Source organism: Parathalassolituus penaei, assembly GCF_026626885.1.
Lineage (GTDB): Bacteria > Pseudomonadota > Gammaproteobacteria > Pseudomonadales > Oceanobacteraceae > Oceanobacter > Oceanobacter penaei.
Genome location: NZ_JAPNOA010000019.1, coordinates 32,963 through 49,061, shown reverse-complemented (window position 1 = coordinate 49,061; position 16,099 = coordinate 32,963). Strand labels below are relative to the sequence as shown.

The window sequence follows — 16,099 nt, the reverse complement described above, 5'->3', positions numbered from 1 at the left end:
TGGATACTGTGCGTCCGACGTCCGACGTCCGACTTCTGGCGGCAACTCAGCTTGTTAATTGGCGAGGCTGCTTGCCCTCTTGGGGGACCTTGTCCCCCGGCCGGGCGGGCCTCCCCCTGCTTTTGCCCGACTGGGCTCGTTTACCCGGTTTTCACCGACAACGGCTGTGCGACCCCGCTCAGATGGCACATCCCTGTGCCAACTGAGCTGGCGGGGCATCCATGCCCCGGCCGGGTCGGCCGTTGCGGTGAATCCCGGCTCGCCCAGATGGGCATTTTGTAGCCACCGTCGGTGGGCAAAGCTGGTGTGGATGGATACTGTGCGTCCGACGTCCGACGTCCGACTTCTGGCGGCAACTCAGCTTGTTAATTGGCGAGGCTGCTTGCCCTCTTGGGGGACCTTGTCCCCCGGCCGGGCGGGCCTCCCCCTGCTTTTGCCCGACTGGGCTCGTTTACCCGGTTTTCACCGACAACGGCTGTGCGACCCCGCTCAGATGGCACATCCCTGTGCCAACTGAGCTGGCGGGGCATCCATGCCCCGGCCGGGTCGGCCGTTGCGGTGAATCCCGGCTCGCCCAGATGGGCATTTTGTAGCCACCGTCGGTGGGCAAAGCTGGTGTGGATGGATACTGTGCGTCCGACGTCCGACGTCCGACTTCTGGCGGCAACTCAGCTTGTTAATTGGCGAGGCTGCTTGCCCTCTTGGGGGACCTTGTCCCCCGGCCGGGCGGGCCTCCCCCTGCTTTTGCCCGACTGGGCTCGTTTACCCGGTATTCCCCCGACAACGGCGTTTCGACCCCGGCCCGATGGTACATCCCTGTACCAACGGGCCTTGCGGGGCATCCATGCCCCGGCTGGGTCGGCCGTTGCGGTGAATCCCGGCTCGCCCAGATGGGCATTTGGTAGCCACCGTCGGTGGGCAAAGCCGGTGTGGATGGATACTGTGCGTCCGACGTCTGCTGGCTGCTTGCGGCTGCTGGCGGCTACTCGGTTTGTTAATTGGTAATGCCGTTTGCCCTCCTGGGGGACCTTGTCCCCCGGCCGGGCGGGCCTCCCCCTGCTTTTGCCCGGCTGGGCTCGTTTTCCCGGTTTTCACCGACAACGGCTTTTCGACCCCGGCCCGATGGCACATCCCTGTGCCAACGGGCCTGGCGGGGCATCCATGCCCCGGCCGGGTCGGCCGTTGCGGTGAATCCCGGCTCGCCCAGATGGGCATTGGGTAGCCAGCTGCGCTGGGCGAGATCGGTGTGTTGGTGGATGCTGCTTGCCCGACGCCCGACGCCCGACGCCCGACGCCCGACGCCCGACGCCCGACGCCCGACGCCCGACGCCCGACGCCCGACGCCCGACGCCCGACGCCCGACGAAAAAATCCATCTGTATCGGATGTCAGTGGGAATTTTTCCACATGTACCGGCACAGACTCTGGAATGGTAATGACATAATTGTAATTAATATCTTCAGTATTGATTGAACTTGTCGATTTTTTGTTCGTTAAATGAACAGTTGATACCTTTTATCCATTTGCGACACATTGACCGCCACTTATATGCCCTTCTGTGTCGTTTTTATCCTGTTGTTTTAATAGGTATATCGACTGCAGGAATTGATTTTCGATGAGCGGATTGTCATACGACTGTTCGAAAAACCAACTTTTTTGCGCACTCTGTTAGGTCATTCGTGCCTAGTTGCCCAAATTCGCCCCCAATCACGACATCTGTACTGCTTTTTTTCGGCGGCTCTGTGCTAGTTTTTGGAACATACCACCACAAGGAGCAATCCAGAATGTTGAAGAAAACTGCCATGTTGGCTATTGGCCTGACCGCCGGCGTTTCCCTGTCAGCCCAGGCTGGCACTCTCGAAGATGTTCAGAAACGCGGCGTGGTTTCGTGCGGTGTGAGTACCGGTCTGGCCGGTTTTTCACAGAAGGACGAGAAAGGCCAATGGAGTGGCATGGACGTAGACGTATGTCGTGCGGTAGCGGCCGCCGTGTTTGGTGATGACACCAAAGTCCAGTACAAGCCTCTGACTGCCAAGGAGCGTTTTACCGCTCTGCAATCCGGCGAAGTGGACATCCTGTCGCGTAACACCACCTGGACTCAAAGCCGTGATACGTCTCTGGGTCTGAACTTCGTGGGTGTGAACTACTACGACGGTCAGGGCTTTATGGTGTCCAAAAAGCTCGGCGTGAAAAGCGCTCTGGAACTGGATGGTGCTACCGTCTGTATCCAGGCCGGTACGACCACTGAACTGAACCTGGCTGACTATTTCCGCGCCAATGGCCTGAAATACACCGCCATCACCTTTGATACCTCCGACCAAACCCGTGCGGCGTTTGAGTCTGGCCGTTGTGACGTGCTGACCTCTGACCAGTCGCAGCTGTACGCCCTGCGTATTGGTCTGCAGAAGCCGGACGAAGCCATCGTGCTGCCGGAAGTGATCTCCAAGGAACCTCTGGGCCCTGCGGTTCGTCAGGGTGACGACGTCTGGTTCAACATCGCCAAGTGGTCGCTGGCGGCCATGATCGAAGCCGAAAGCCTCGGTATTACCAGTAAAAACGCTGCCGATCTGGTGGCCTCCGGTACTCCGGACCAGAAGCGCTTCCTCGGCGTGGAAGGTGACTTCGGCAAAAACATGGGCATCAGTAACGACTGGGCCAAAAACATCACTCTGAAAGTTGGTAACTACGGCGAAAGCTTCGAGCGTAACGTCGGTCAGGGTTCTCCTCTGAAGATCGCTCGTGGTCTGAACGCTCAGTGGAACCAGGGCGGCATCCTGTACTCCTGGCCAATCCGTTAATCCCGAATCGGGGCTGCGCACGGCAGCCCCAACACCTCCCAACCTCCCCCGGTCTGGACAGGAAAACCCCATGAGTAATGGCAAGTCACCCGCCTTTTATAACAACCCCCATGTGCGCGCGCTGGTCTATCAGACCCTGCTGCTGGCTGGCCTGGGCTGGTTTATGTTCAGCATTGTCAGCAACACACTTGCCAACATGGAAGCACGCGGTATCCGTACCGGTTTTGACTTCCTCGGTAACGTTGCCGGCTTTGATATCCTGATGTCGCTGGTGCCGTACGACGCCAGTAAAACCTACTTTGATACCTTTATTGTTGGCCTCCTGAATACCGTGCTGGTGAGTGTGATCGGCATTGTGTTTTCAACCCTGCTGGGGTTTGTGATGGGGGTTGCCAACTTTTCCAGTAACTGGCTGATTCGCAAGTTGTCAGTGCTGTATGTGGAAGTGTTCCGCAACATTCCGGTACTGCTGCAGATTTTCTTCTGGTACTTCGCGGTACTGGCGGCCCTGCCTAACGCCCGTAACAGTATCAGTCTGGGCGAAGCCATCTTCCTGAATATTCGTGGTTTGTACCTGCCAAAACCGGTGGCTGAACCCGGTGCTGGTCTGGTTTACGGCGCTATTGTGGTGGCGCTGGTGGGTATTGTGGTGCTGAAAGTCTGGGCCAAGCGCAAACAGGATCGGGACGGCAGCCAATTACCGGTGCTGTGGATGAGTCTGGGTATGCTGGTTGGTCTGCCGCTGCTGGCATTTATGGTTGCCGGTGCGCCCTTTACCCTCGATTTCCCAACCCTGCGTGGTTTCAACTTCCAGGGTGGTATCACGGTGATTCCTGAGCTGATGGCGCTGTCGGTGGCCCTCAGTATCTATACCGGTGCGTTTATTGCTGAAGCGGTGCGTGCCGGTGTGCAGGCGGTTCCGCATGGTCAGACCGAAGCTGCGCGCAGCCTGGGCCTGCGTGATGGCCAGATCATGAAGCTGATTGTGGTGCCACAAGCCATGCGGGTGATCGTGCCACTGCTGAACAGCGAATATCAGAGTCTGGTGAAAAACTCGACGCTGGCGACCGCGATTGGTTATCCCGACCTGTTTACCGTGTTTGTGGGCACCAGCCTCAACCAGACCGGCCAGGCGATTGAAATTGTCGCCATGACGCTGACGGTTTATTTCACCGTCAACATGCTGATATCGCTGGGCATGAACCTGCTCAACCGCAAGGTTGCGCTGGTCGAACGCAAGTAGGAGACGGTGATGACAGCCAATTCTGTTCCTTCGAAGATTTTTACTCCCAAAGCAGCCCGTCCGGCTCCGGTGAAAACCACCGGAGCGGTGGCCTGGATGCGCCAGAACCTGTTTAACGGCTGGTTCAACACCATACTGACGCTGGCCATTGTGGTGGGGGTGGGTTCGGTATTACCGGCGATGTTGGACTGGGTATTCCTGTCGGCGTCGTTCAGTGGCGCTGCCCAGGCCGACTGCACCGGCACCGGGGCCTGCTGGGTCTTCATCAATGCCTGGTCACAACAGCTGTTTTACGGCACCTATCCGGCTGAAGAAATCTGGCGGATCAACATCTGTGTGGTGCTGATGGCCGGTGTGCTGTCGGCCCCTGTGTGGTTGCCGCATCACCTGCGTAACCGGGTGGATATCGCTCTGTTGCTGCTGTTCCCGCTGGTCGCCGTGGTGATTATGGATGGTCGTCTGCTGGGTCTTCAGTACGTCAGCACCGATCACTGGGGTGGTTTTACCTTCAACGTGATGCTGGCGGCGGTCAGTATGATTCTGGGGATGCCACTGGGTTTCCTGTGGGCACTCGGTCGTCGTTCCACCAGTATGCCGATGATTCGCAGTATCTGTGTGGTGCTGATCGAGTTCTTCCGTGGTGTACCAATTCTGGCCCTGTTCTTTATGGGCTCGGTGATGCTGCCGCTGTTTTTCCCGGAAGGGACAACGGTCGACAAGCTGCTGCGGGTATGGATTGTGCTGGTGCTGTTTATGGCCGGTTATATGGCTGAAGTGTATCGCGGTGGCTTTCAGGCCATCCCGAAAGGCCAATACGAAGCCGCTGATTCTCTGGGCCTGAGCTACTGGCAGACCACTCTGCTGGTGATCCTGCCGCAAGTGATCAAGGTGTCGATGCCGAACATCCTGGCGACTGCGGTAATGCTGTTCAAGAACACCACCTTCCTGCTGATTATTGGTGTACCAGAGGTGTTGAACACCGCCCAGAGTGCACTGAATAACTCCGCCTGGCTGGGTGGCTACGCCTCCGAGGCCTATCTGTTTGTCGGTTTTGTGTTCTGGTGCTGCTGCTTCGGTATGTCGATGGTCAGCAACCACATCGAACGCAAACTGGATACCACACGACGCTGATTTATACGGGAAACAGTCATGAGCAATTCGAGCGACGCGGTGATCCGCATCAGCAACATGAACAAGTGGTACGGCCAGTTTCACGTACTGAAAGACATCAACCTGAACGTTCGCAAAGGCGAAAAGATCGTGATTTGCGGGCCATCCGGCTCCGGTAAATCCACCATGATCCGCTGCATCAACCGCCTGGAAGAATTCCAGCAAGGTGCGCTGCAGGTAAACGGCATCGAGATGATTGATGACATCAAGAACATCGAAGCCATTCGGAAAGACGTGGGGATGGTGTTCCAGCACTTTAACCTGTTCCCGCATCTGACCATTCTGGAAAACCTGACGCTGGGCCAGGTCTGGGTTCAGAAGAAGCCAAAAGCGGAAGCGGAAGCGCTGGCGATGAAATATCTGGAGCGGGTGAAAATCGCCAACCAGGCCAACAAGTATCCAGGACAGCTGTCCGGTGGCCAGCAGCAGCGGGTGGCGATTGCCCGTTCACTCTGCATGGCACCACAAATCATGCTGTTCGACGAGCCAACCTCAGCCCTCGACCCGGAGATGGTAAAAGAAGTGCTGGATGTGATGGTGGAGCTGGCCGAAGAGGGTATGACCATGCTCTGTGTTACCCACGAAATGGGCTTCGCCAAAAAGGTCGCTGATCGGGTGATCTTTATGGATGCGGGCGAAATCGTGGAAGAAAACACGCCGGATGAGTTCTTTGGTAATCCACAGACCGACCGTTTGCAGCTGTTCCTGAGCCAGGTTCTGGAACACTGATTTATCTTTGTCTGATCTCCCCAGGCCTGATCCGGAACTCCCGCCGGATCAGGCTTTTTTATGTGCGCGCGGTTGCTCTCTGCGACGGTTCTGATCAGCGACTGATCTGGCCGCGACGCAGGCTGATCACATTGCTGGTGCGGTTATCCCGGTCGTTGGCTGCCAGTGTATTGGCTGCGCTGACGGATATCGGGGCGGCAGCTTGAACCCGGTTGGGGTCAAACTGGTTCCAGAACGGGTTATTCAGCAGCGCATGATCCGCGATGTGCTGGGTTTTTAATGGCATCGCCGGTTTTTCGGCTGCCGCCTGTTTGAACGGTGATAACAGATCCGCTTTTAAAATCACCATCACGTCAGTACGCATAAAATCCATAACATCCATGGTCAGCACGTTACGCACGTTCTGGTGAATACGCACCAATGCCCGTACCCCCACCAGATCTCTGACATCGGTGGTCAGCATTCCCAGCAAGGCCTTGCGGAAACTGCGCTGCGGATTTTCAAATTCGTCACGAACCTGCTGGTGATGAGCCTGACGGTTGACGTGAATCGTCTGATTGGCATGCCAGGCGGCGAAATAAAAATGGTGCAGGATATCTTCATCCAGTTTCAGCAAACGCGCCGCAAACGCCGGTGATGTGGCTCGTTTGCGAAACAGCGTAACCACTTTTTCAAATTCGGGCGGACAAGGTGATGGCACAAATGTGGTCCAATCCTTGAGGCCAATAATATCGTCGCGGCGCAAATATTCCGGCAATTCACCGTCGTATTCATAAAACGCCGCAGCCCATTGCAGTTCATTTAATGACCGTGCCAGATGACGGGTGCTGGCAGGTATCTCGCCTTCGAGCCATGCCAGGCTGGCCAGACTGGCACCTTGCTGACACAGCTCGTCGATCACCTGACCAATTTCGTGAAACGTGCCATTACGGCCATCAATCAGCAAACCCTGATTGTCGCCGTAGGGAATCCACAGTGGTTTGGTGCTGGCCACTGACAGCTGAATCAGGCGTGATATGGCCTGAAGATTATTACGTTTACGCCGGGAAACTCGGGTGGAAATCACGGGGTACTCCTTGATCAACTGGCGGTTGCACCAGTACGACGGATTAGGGAGCAAGCGGGGTCGGACGTTTTTATTATTGGGACTTCATCTTGCCAGTCTATTTTTTTGCGCATAATAACTTCATGGTTATATGAAATGAAATAAATGTGGTGTATGAGATGTAATTTTTTATATGTCTTTTTATTGTCTGACAAAAGGTTTGTAATATTGACTGCTGGTGGGTTGTCTCAGTTGTCTCAAGATATATCGAATATCTTTCATATATGTGGTGGTGATCGCGGCTGGCGGGTATTGAGTCGATGAGAAAAAATCGCAGATTTTATCTGCGGACCTTCAGAATAATCCCGTACCTGCGCTGGCTAATGGGATAGAGCGGAGCTGGCATTGGGCGGCGGCAGTGGAGGGGATAAGCGCTTTCGGGAAGGGCAGACCACCTGCCGCTGCCGGTGGTCCGCATTGCCGGGACGTTGGGGGTTATTCAGAGGGGCCCAGCAGTTGCATATCTTCCTGCATATTCAGACGCACACTCAGGTAGTGCAGTTTGGCCTGATACAGCTCACTCAGCTGCTCACCTTCACCGGGCTGACGATTGTCGAGTTGTAACGCCATGTCTTCCCCAAACTCGAACAGACGCATCTTGATATACAGCGACTGCTCTGGATTGTTGGTCAGCTGACGAATCGCCTGGGCGGCGATGTCGAGACTGGCAGTGACAGCTTCGATCCCACCTTCCATCAGCCCCATCATGTCGTTGTTGTCGATTCCGGCCATCTCGAAGCCCTGGGTGAAATGCGCTTGGTAACGGTCGTTCTGCAGAACTTCCACAAATACCTCGCCGAGGCGTGGGTGCAGGCCGTCTTCTTCAATGCCAATCAGCACGGCGACTGTCATGGGGGCGAGACCAAAGGCTTTGGTCAGTTGCTGGCGAATCTGTTCCTGTTCCATGGTGATGGCTCCTTCAGTTTTGTAATCCGGTTCGGGATGATGGGAAATCGGGACGTTGGGCAGGGTAACAAACTTTTTGCTCCAGCGGGCAGGGCTAGGGACACTCTGAATAACTCTGCACAGCTCTGCGCGAGCGCTGCAGCGCGTGTGAGCAAGGCGACGAACGCAGCGAAATGACAAGTCCTTTTCAAGTTCGTCAACACCGCTCAAATGCGCTGCAGCCCGCGCCCTTCGGGGCTTTCGGGATGGCGATGACTCGGTGTCGCCGGTTTTTGACGTAGCCCCCCTGGAGTTATGCAAGAGGGCCATCAAACCGGCTTCGTGATTCATCGCCATCCCGATAAGCCAGAGCGGGCACCGAGTTATTCAGAGGGTCCCTAGCGCAGAGCTGTGTCGAGTTATTCAGAGCGTCCTGCGGTCGTCGCTTCTGCCTTGCCACCCAGTTTCTGTACTGCCAGCCCCGCCATAATCAGCAACAGACCAATCAGAGTGGCGCTGTGTACGGCTTCACCCAGAATCTGGCTGATAAAAATCAGCGACAGAAACGGGCTCAGGAAAATCAGCGAACTGATGGCCGCCGTGCGGCGGGTCAGGTTCATGGCGGTTTGCCACATCACAAAGGTGATGCCCATTTCAAACAGGCCCACGTACAGGCCGGTGCCAACGGCTTGCCAGCCAAGGGTTGGTACTCCATCCCGCAACAGCGCAATCACCAGCAGCATCGGTACTGCCAGCATAAAACTGCCCCACAGGCTGGTGGTGGCATCACTCTGTTCCCCCTGACGGGCGGCGCGGGTGTTCAGAATCCAGTACAGCGCCCACAACAGGGTACTGAACAGCGCCAGCGCCACACCGCTGACCGAATCAAACTCCAGACCCAGCAAGTTGCCTTTGGTGGCAATCACCAGCACCCCGAGATAGGCCAGCAGCAGTGCCAGCAGGTCTCGCGGGAACAGGCGTTGCCCCAATAACGGCACCGCCAGCAGGCTCATGGTAATCGCCCAGGTATAGTTGATGGCCTGCGCCTGTTGCGCCGGTAACAGATCGTAGGCTTCAAACAGAATCAGGTAATAACAGACCGGATTGATCAGAGCCTGGCGCAAATAGGCTCTCCAGTGCTGGCGAAAATCGCGCACCGCGTTCGACCATTGCTGTTTCCACAACAACAGACCGCTGAGAAACAGCCATGAGGTACAGACCGCAAAAGCCAGTAACCAGCTGGGGGTTAATACTTCCAGCGCCAGTTTGAAAGCCGTGGCTACGGTCGACCAGCACAGCACCGCCAGCAACGCCATGATCAGAGCGCGACGTTCGTTATGCACCTGTAACTCCTTGTGAGCAGGTGAAAGAAAAGGGAGAGGGCGAGGTTAACAGTGGACGGTCGGCCTCAACAGCCACAACAGATTGTTCTGCGCGGGCGCTGTCGAAAACAGGCAAAGTCACCGTGGGCTTTGCCGTTTTCAGACGGAATACCTGTTTGCAGCCGGGTTTTTATCAGGCGCTGGCCGTTTGTGGATAACGCTTGAGCGCGGTTTGCAGGAACGGCGCCAGACAGGGGTTGTGGTTGTTGGCGCTCCAGAACAGCCCTTGCTCCACCAGCGGCGACCACTCAAGGCTTTTGAACACCGCGCCCTGCAGCTGCATCCGGCGCATGGAGTCGGGCACCAGCGAGACCCCCAGACCACGGGCGACCAGATTCACAATGGTCTGCTGCAATTGGGTTTGCAGATGAATATTGGGGGTAAAACCGGCGCGCTGGCAGCAGGACATCACGGCATCGTGTAACTCTGGTGCGGTGCTGGCCGGAAAGGTAATGAAGCTATCGTTAGCCAGCGCTTCGGCACGAATCGACTCGCTGGCTTCCAGCGTATGACCGGCTGGCAACACCGCACATAACGGCTCGCAGAACAGCGGCTGATACATCAGGCTGTTGCCGACATCCACCGGGAAACTGATACCAACATCCACATCACCACTGAGCAGTGCTCCCTGCAAATCACGCGGCAGGGTTTCGTGCAAAGTCACGGCCACATCCGGGAAGTCTTCCCCAAACACCGCCAGCAGTTCCGGCAGAATGCTCCAGGCCGCACACATGGTAAAACCGACCCGCAGCTCACCCCGTTCACCGCGTGCCATGGCCTGCGCCGAACGCACGGCAAAATCGAGTTCATCCAGAATGCGTTTGGTTTGCTGGTAAAAACCGGCCCCGGCCGGGGTCAGGGAGACCGCGCGGGAATGACGCTGGAACAGCTCAAACCCCAGGTATTCTTCCAACGCCACAATCTGGCGGCTCAACGGCGGCTGGCTCATATGCAGGCGTTTGGCGGCCTGGCCAAAGTGCAGGGTTTCGGCCAGCACCACAAAATGCCGCAAGTGACGAATATTCATTGATTAATGCTACTTTTGCATTGATAGGTCTTTTAAATAACATTAGACGGTATTGATTGCCAGCCATAAGCTGTCGCCATTCTGATTCAGTGGCGAGTGTCTCACGATGTCGTATGTGCTCAGCACCTTGTTGCCGATTTTTGGCCTGATTCTCACCGGCTTTATTTGTCGGCGTACTGGCCGCCTGGGGGAAACCGCGGCATCGGAACTCAACCGCTTTGTGGTGTGGCTGAGCCTGCCTGCGCTGCTGATCAAGGCCACCGCGCTGGCCAGCATCGAACAGATCTGGCATCCGCAGTTTATTCTGGTGTACAGCCTGTCGACCTTGCTGGTGTTCGCCGCCACCCTGATCTGGAAACGTCGCAGCGGCCGCTCGTTGGCTGATTCCGGGCTGGATGCCCTCGGCGCCGGGTATGCCAATACCGGCTATGTTGGTATTCCGCTGTGCCTGTTTGTGCTGGGGGAGGCGGGCCTGCAACCGGCGTTAATTGCCACCCTGATTGTGGTGTGTGTGCTGTTTTCGATCGCCATCATCGTGATTGAAACCGGCCTGCAAACCGAAGGCACGGCACTGGCCGCCGCCCGTAAGGTGGGGCTGGCCTTGTTAAAAAACCCGCTGGTGGTCTCACCACTGATTGGCATATTCCTGAACGTAGCCGCTGTACCGATTCCTGACCCGGCGCTGAAATTCCTGACCTTGCTGGGCGAAGCCACCACACCTTGTGCACTGGTATCACTGGGCGCGTTTCTCGCCCATCGCCATGCCGGTGCCGCCGTTGGCACCACCGGACTGGTACTGATCAAACTGGTTGTACACCCGTTACTGACCTGGTTCCTCGCCTTCAAGGTGTTCCAGCTGCCCGCCATGTGGGGCCACGCCGCCGTACTCCTCAGCGCCCTGCCAACCGGCACTGGCCCGTTTATGCTCGCCGAATACTACCGCCGCGAAGGCGCACTGGTATCCCGCACCATCCTGCTCTCCACCATCGGCAGCCTGTTCACCCTGTCGTTTTACCTGTACCTGTATTTCTGAAAACGTAACCCGCAAAAGCTGTAGCCCGGAAGAGCCGAAGGCGTTATCCGGGAAAACCTCTCTTTCGACACGGAATGTCGCAGCTTGCGCGCAGGATTGGGCTGAAGATGTACATTAACCAGCAGGGGCGCTGATATGAATATGAGCAACTTCTGGACTGTGTTGCATGCGATTGCCGCCATCGCGCTGCTGTTTTCAGACTTTGAGGATAAAACTTCGTGGTGCATCACTATTTTTTTCAGTTGGCTGATTTTAATGACCTTGAGCTCGTGTATTGATGCGGTTTTCGATTGTTTCAGAAAATAAATCGGCATGGAGTGAACAACGATCAGGGCGACTCGATCCGGATATTCCGTATTGCCGACAGCCGCTCGCCATGGCCTTGTTAGCCCACCGGGGAGCCATGGGAAATACGCTGTTGGCGTGGATGTCTGCGCGGGTGTTTATGACAGAACACCCAGCCAGCTTTCGCGGCGAACTGAACGTAACGGATCGTGCGGATATCGATTCTGTATTCGGTAATGAAGCAGGCGGTGATGAGAGAAGCGGTGTGGAAGCATATCACTGGCCTGTGCAGGCATAAAAAACCGCAAGCTGGCTCCTGCGGCACCGCAGCGTCTGGAGGGTCAATGTGCCAGGACCTTGCATACTGCAGCTGGTGGAAATATAGCCAGCGGAAACGGGGCTGCGCAAGTGCCGGTTAGGCGGTTAATCGCGGCAGCCGACAGAAAATGTCGCAGGATACCGCCCGACGCGGCGGTATTTCGAGAGGTTTCAAGCGATGCCAGAGAGGACAACAATACTCAGTAATTCGTCTCAGAAGCCTGAGCCCAATACTGGAACAGCCCGTCACCCGCAATTGACACCCGAAGAATGGCAGGAGTTGGTTTCGCTCGGTATCGATCCAGCTTCCCTGACCGATCCAGAGCTAGAGCTGACGCCAGTCAGCAGCGCCTCCGGGTCAGGTGAGCACCAGCCGGATATTGATGCGAAGGTAAAAGCCGGTTTTTATCCTGTGAATGTGCGTCGGTGAAAACCGCTCCCTCATACCCCACCGTCGCTACTTTCAGACAATATTCCGCCATTGGCGGAACAGGGCGTCCCCTGCCAATGTCCGTGCCTGAATGTGATCAACACCACATGTCAGGGCTGTGAGTGGTTATGGGGGCTGCGCAAGCGCCGGTTAAGCGGCTAATCGCGGCCGCCGACAGAAAATGTCGCAGAGTGAAAATGGCAGTGGATGGCCGGACGTCCCATCATCGAGCCTGGGGATTACTCCCCAGTCTTCCGTAGACTCCGAAAATTTCTACGGCTCACTGTCATACCCACGGTGGGGTTCGAATTGACGCCTTGGCCGCCCAAAACTGACCCGACGCCCGCTGTCGCTGGTCATTGATTCAATCTCAATCCTGATAAAGCCATACGGTTAATGAAGGAGTGGATCATGGCACCGAACCACGGCAAGGATGAATTGCCCATTCCCGAATGGCTGCTGTTGTTGCTGATTACTCTGGCGGTTATCGGCTTTTTCGTCGGGTGTGCCGTTACCGGGACCGACCCCAGTCATGTCTTTCTCATGGCGGCTGGCTGGCTTCAGATCGGGATCAGCCTGGCCGGGATTATCGGGGGCCTGGTATTGATATTGGCGATACTGCTGAAATGAGAAGTTCCCATGCCACGGGCACTCTGAAACCAGCTGTTTTGCTTTTATCTGAAGCGCAGCCGTGAGTATGGTTAACATCACAGCTTTTGCTGTTTCGAATATTTCGTTTATCCTTGGGCTACATAACACCATTTTGTGTTGGCCAAACAAGGAGACAACGCCATGAGCGCCGAAGTAGTGTTCCTGCCAACTCCGGAAGATAGCGAACAAGCCAAGGGCTCCAGCCGGATTCTGGCTCAGGCTTTGGCAGATTATTCCGCCGACGACCGGGTTCGTATGACGATTCAGGGAAGCTCTGGCACCAGTAATGAACTGGTTTTGCCTGGAGACATCATGAACCTGTTGCTGAACGTGCTGACCCAGGTATCACAGGGAAATGCCATCAGCCTTGTTCCAATTCATCAGGAAATCAGTACACAGCAAGCCGCTGAACTGCTCAGTGTCAGTCGCCCACACCTCGTTAAATTGCTGGAGCAGGGCGATATTCCATTCCGCAAGGTAGGAAGCCATCGCCGTGTTCGGCTGGTGGACGTCATGAGCTATCGCAAACAAGTGGATGCCGCTCGAAGCCAGGCTCTGGACGATCTTGCAGAGCTGTCTCAAGGAATCGGGATGGAGTTCTGATGAGCCAATATCGTGTGGTGCTGGATGCCTGCGTGTTATATCCACAGGGATTACGTGATCTGCTAATGAGTCTGGCAGCGGAGCGTGTTTTCAAAGCGCATTGGACTAACGATATTCATGATGAGTGGATTCGTAATCTGCATGCGAATAGCGGTTTTGCATTGGAAAAGCTTCAACAGATACGCCAGATGATGGACAGGCATACGGACGATGCACTGGTTAGCGGTTATGAACCGCTGATAGCCGGTTTGAACCTGCCTGACCCGGATGATCGTCATGTGCTGGCCGCAGCCATCAAGTGTGGAGCCAATGCCATCGTGACCTTGAATCTCAAGGACTTCCCGGAGGAATACCTGGCGACCTTTGGCATCGAAGTGCTTCACCCGGATGATTTTGTTGCGTATCAGATTGATATGGCCCCTGCGGCCTCCTGTTCAGCCATCAAGAAGATGCGTCAGCGCTGGAAGAATCCAACCTACAGCGCAGCGGAATATCTGGCGGCGATCAAACCACGCTTACCCACAACGGCTGCATTGCTGGCTGAGTACGAAAGCCTGATCTGAAGAGTTCTGGAAAACACTCATTGAGCCGTCGCCCGCAAAAGCTGAAGGCGTTATCCGGGGAAGACTGAATATGCTTCTTGCTGGTTGCCGTAACCGGGCGATCGCAGGCCTCTGACTGCCGTGATGGATGAACAGAATGAGCCTGCTTTATTGAACCGCGACTTCTTGATGTTCCGGTTTTGGCATGATCCGCCTGACGTTCATGGCTTCCCGTTCAAAGGCTTTATGGCGAACGTCCCACAACTCTACCGCGTGCTGAATATTGAGCCAGAATTCGGGGGTATTACCCAACGCTGCCGCCAGTTTGATTGCCATCGGGGCGGTCAATATCCCCTTGTCATGAACGATACGGCTCAGGGTGTTTCGGTGTACTCCCATGGCGTCTGCCAGTTCGTTGATCTCAATGCTCATCGGCTCCAGAAACTCGGTTACCAGCATTTGACCGACCGTTACTGGGCGACGTTTTGTCGTTCTCATCACCTTATTCTCCACTAGCCTTTGTAATCATGAGGGTCCAGATAGGTATTCACTGCAACGCCATCTATCCATTGGAATATCAGCCGATATTGCTTGTTTACCCGGATGGAACACCAACCGTCCATGTTTCCCTCAAGGTGTTCGAAGCGGTTACCGGGAGGAATTCGTAAATCTGACTCCTGGGTCGCTGCATCAAGGATTTCCAGTTTCCGGAACAATGCCCCTTCAATGGTGCTGGGGATTTTTCTGTGGCTTTGATCATTCTCGTAAAACGTTTCCAGCCACGAGTCTCTGAATTCGACAGCCATGTCGTAAAATGCCTTTTCAATTAATGGTATGCACAATGTGGTTGTGCGTCAAATGGCTTGTTTGGAGCAGGGGGCCAGTCAATCGCAGGCCTGTCTGATAAGCGCAGCACGACCAGAGCCATTCCGCCGACACCCTCCGTCGCAACATTCGCGCACGCTAACGCTATCCTGACTCATCCAGCCCCGTCGCAGGTGAACCTGTATGCACCACCACAAAACCGTTCTTCTGCTGCTCTGTCTGGCCATCACACCAGCATCCCTGTGGGCCGATAGCACCTGCAAAACCGACTCCTATGGAACCACCACTTGCCGTCATAGCGATGGCACGGTGACGCGCGCCAAAACCGATTCCTATGGCACCACCACCTTTCGTAACAGTGACGGTTCGACCACGCGTGCCAAAACCGATGCCTATGGCACCACCACCTTTCGCAACAGCGACGGCAGCACCACCCGCGCCAAAACCGATTCCTATGGCAATACCACCTATCGCAGTAACGATGGCAGTGTCACCCGTGCCAAAACCGATTCCCACGGCAATACCACCTATCGCAGCAACGATGCACCGGCGGTAAAAGCAAAAACCGATTCCTACGGGACGACCCGTTACAAAAGCAGTCCGGATAAATCCACCGACAAAAACACTGACAGGAACACCGATAAGAAGGACACCCGCTGCAGCCGTAATGCCACCGGCACCAGCCTGTGCCAATAACCTCAACGGTTTCGGAAAGCGGCCCGGCCGCATGAACCCGACAGGGCCGGTTATAGAGTAGGGTCAGAAGTCGTCATCAAGCCCCGAGTGGAACTCGTCATCGTCGTCGTCTTCATCATCTTCATATGGGGCTGGTGTAGCGCGGAACGAGGATTCGTCTGCCGGCTCGCCATCACCCTCACCGTCCTCTTCCAGCTCATCCGAGAACATCTCGTCGAGATCATCACCGCTGTCCAGAAACCGGTCATGTTCGGGGTCGTAGTCATCGTCGTGATCGGCGTGATCGGCGTGATCGGCGTGATCGGCGTGCATGCTGAATCCTGTGTACTGAGGTAAAGAGGGTTGTATAAGCAGTTGGGCATTGTCAGTCAATGGTGC

At 55.8% G+C, this 16,099-nt stretch carries 17 protein-coding genes; 10 read left to right on the top strand and 7 right to left on the bottom strand.

Annotation, left to right across the window (positions count from 1 at the left end; genetic code table 11):
- Nucleotides 1–1,783 precede the first annotated feature (1,783 nt).
- From OUO13_RS06040 to OUO13_RS06025, 4 genes are all read left to right on the top strand, one after another.
- A complete protein-coding gene (locus OUO13_RS06040; RefSeq protein ID WP_283172961.1) occupies nucleotides 1,784–2,797 on the top strand; it encodes an amino acid ABC transporter substrate-binding protein in 1,014 nt (337 codons plus the stop codon).
- A 70-nt stretch (nucleotides 2,798–2,867) separates the two neighbouring features.
- The gene (locus tag OUO13_RS06035; RefSeq protein WP_283172960.1) at nucleotides 2,868–4,040 is read left to right on the top strand and encodes an amino acid ABC transporter permease; all 1,173 of its coding nucleotides are present in this window, start codon (nucleotides 2,868–2,870) and stop codon (nucleotides 4,038–4,040) included.
- A gap of 9 nt (nucleotides 4,041–4,049) precedes the next feature.
- The gene (locus OUO13_RS06030) at nucleotides 4,050–5,171 is read left to right on the top strand and encodes an amino acid ABC transporter permease (RefSeq protein WP_283172959.1); all 1,122 of its coding nucleotides are present in this window, start codon (nucleotides 4,050–4,052) and stop codon (nucleotides 5,169–5,171) included.
- Between the two features lie 18 nt (nucleotides 5,172–5,189).
- On the top strand, nucleotides 5,190–5,939 hold the full coding sequence (locus OUO13_RS06025) for an amino acid ABC transporter ATP-binding protein (RefSeq protein ID WP_283172958.1): 750 nt from the start codon (nucleotides 5,190–5,192) through the stop codon (nucleotides 5,937–5,939).
- Nucleotides 5,940–6,033: 94 nt separating this feature from the next.
- On the opposite strand, the gene OUO13_RS06020 is transcribed toward OUO13_RS06025, so the two are convergent.
- The 4 genes from OUO13_RS06020 to OUO13_RS06005 form a co-directional block, all read right to left on the bottom strand.
- Nucleotides 6,034–7,005 (bottom strand): hypothetical protein, encoded by a 972-nt coding sequence (locus tag OUO13_RS06020; protein ID WP_283172957.1) that lies wholly within the window; start codon nucleotides 7,003–7,005, stop codon nucleotides 6,034–6,036.
- 474 nt (nucleotides 7,006–7,479) lie between these two features.
- Nucleotides 7,480–7,950, bottom strand: a complete 471-nt coding sequence (locus OUO13_RS06015; RefSeq protein ID WP_283172956.1) for a hypothetical protein — start codon at nucleotides 7,948–7,950, stop codon at nucleotides 7,480–7,482.
- Nucleotides 7,951–8,348: 398 nt separating this feature from the next.
- On the bottom strand, nucleotides 8,349–9,272 hold the full coding sequence (locus OUO13_RS06010; RefSeq protein ID WP_283172955.1) for a DMT family transporter: 924 nt from the start codon (nucleotides 9,270–9,272) through the stop codon (nucleotides 8,349–8,351).
- A 172-nt stretch (nucleotides 9,273–9,444) separates the two neighbouring features.
- A complete protein-coding gene (locus OUO13_RS06005; protein ID WP_283172954.1) occupies nucleotides 9,445–10,338 on the bottom strand; it encodes a LysR family transcriptional regulator in 894 nt (297 codons plus the stop codon).
- 106 nt (nucleotides 10,339–10,444) lie between these two features.
- Here OUO13_RS06005 and OUO13_RS06000 point away from each other — a divergent pair, with 106 nt between their 5' ends.
- The 5 genes from OUO13_RS06000 (at nucleotide 10,445) to OUO13_RS05980 (ending at nucleotide 14,221) form a co-directional block, all read left to right on the top strand.
- On the top strand, nucleotides 10,445–11,371 hold the full coding sequence (locus OUO13_RS06000; protein WP_283172953.1) for an AEC family transporter: 927 nt from the start codon (nucleotides 10,445–10,447) through the stop codon (nucleotides 11,369–11,371).
- 277 nt (nucleotides 11,372–11,648) lie between these two features.
- Complete coding sequence (locus tag OUO13_RS05995) at nucleotides 11,649–11,954, top strand: hypothetical protein (RefSeq protein ID WP_283172952.1); 306 nt, start codon at nucleotides 11,649–11,651, stop codon at nucleotides 11,952–11,954.
- Between the two features lie 861 nt (nucleotides 11,955–12,815).
- A complete protein-coding gene (locus OUO13_RS05990) occupies nucleotides 12,816–13,034 on the top strand; it encodes a hypothetical protein (RefSeq protein WP_283172951.1) in 219 nt (72 codons plus the stop codon).
- A gap of 162 nt (nucleotides 13,035–13,196) precedes the next feature.
- Nucleotides 13,197–13,658 (top strand): helix-turn-helix domain-containing protein, encoded by a 462-nt coding sequence (locus tag OUO13_RS05985; protein ID WP_283172950.1) that lies wholly within the window; start codon nucleotides 13,197–13,199, stop codon nucleotides 13,656–13,658.
- Nucleotides 13,658–14,221: a PIN domain-containing protein gene (locus OUO13_RS05980; protein ID WP_283172949.1), complete on the top strand. Its 564-nt coding sequence runs from the start codon at nucleotides 13,658–13,660 to the stop codon at nucleotides 14,219–14,221. Before OUO13_RS05985 ends, OUO13_RS05980 begins: the two co-directional genes overlap by 1 nt.
- Before the next feature lie 147 nt (nucleotides 14,222–14,368).
- Here the strand turns inward: OUO13_RS05980 and OUO13_RS05975 are convergent, their stop codons facing one another.
- Together OUO13_RS05975 and OUO13_RS05970 are read right to left on the bottom strand one after the other, a co-directional pair.
- A complete protein-coding gene (locus OUO13_RS05975) occupies nucleotides 14,369–14,698 on the bottom strand; it encodes a HigA family addiction module antitoxin (RefSeq protein ID WP_283172948.1) in 330 nt (109 codons plus the stop codon).
- Between the two features lie 14 nt (nucleotides 14,699–14,712).
- A complete protein-coding gene (locus OUO13_RS05970; RefSeq protein WP_283172947.1) occupies nucleotides 14,713–15,006 on the bottom strand; it encodes a type II toxin-antitoxin system RelE/ParE family toxin in 294 nt (97 codons plus the stop codon).
- A 202-nt stretch (nucleotides 15,007–15,208) separates the two neighbouring features.
- Here OUO13_RS05970 and OUO13_RS05965 point away from each other — a divergent pair, with 202 nt between their 5' ends.
- Nucleotides 15,209–15,721 (top strand): hypothetical protein, encoded by a 513-nt coding sequence (locus tag OUO13_RS05965; RefSeq protein ID WP_283172946.1) that lies wholly within the window; start codon nucleotides 15,209–15,211, stop codon nucleotides 15,719–15,721.
- Nucleotides 15,722–15,784: 63 nt separating this feature from the next.
- On the opposite strand, the gene OUO13_RS05960 is transcribed toward OUO13_RS05965, so the two are convergent.
- Nucleotides 15,785–16,033, bottom strand: a complete 249-nt coding sequence (locus tag OUO13_RS05960) for a hypothetical protein (protein ID WP_283172945.1) — start codon at nucleotides 16,031–16,033, stop codon at nucleotides 15,785–15,787.
- Nucleotides 16,034–16,099: the final 66 nt, after the last annotated feature.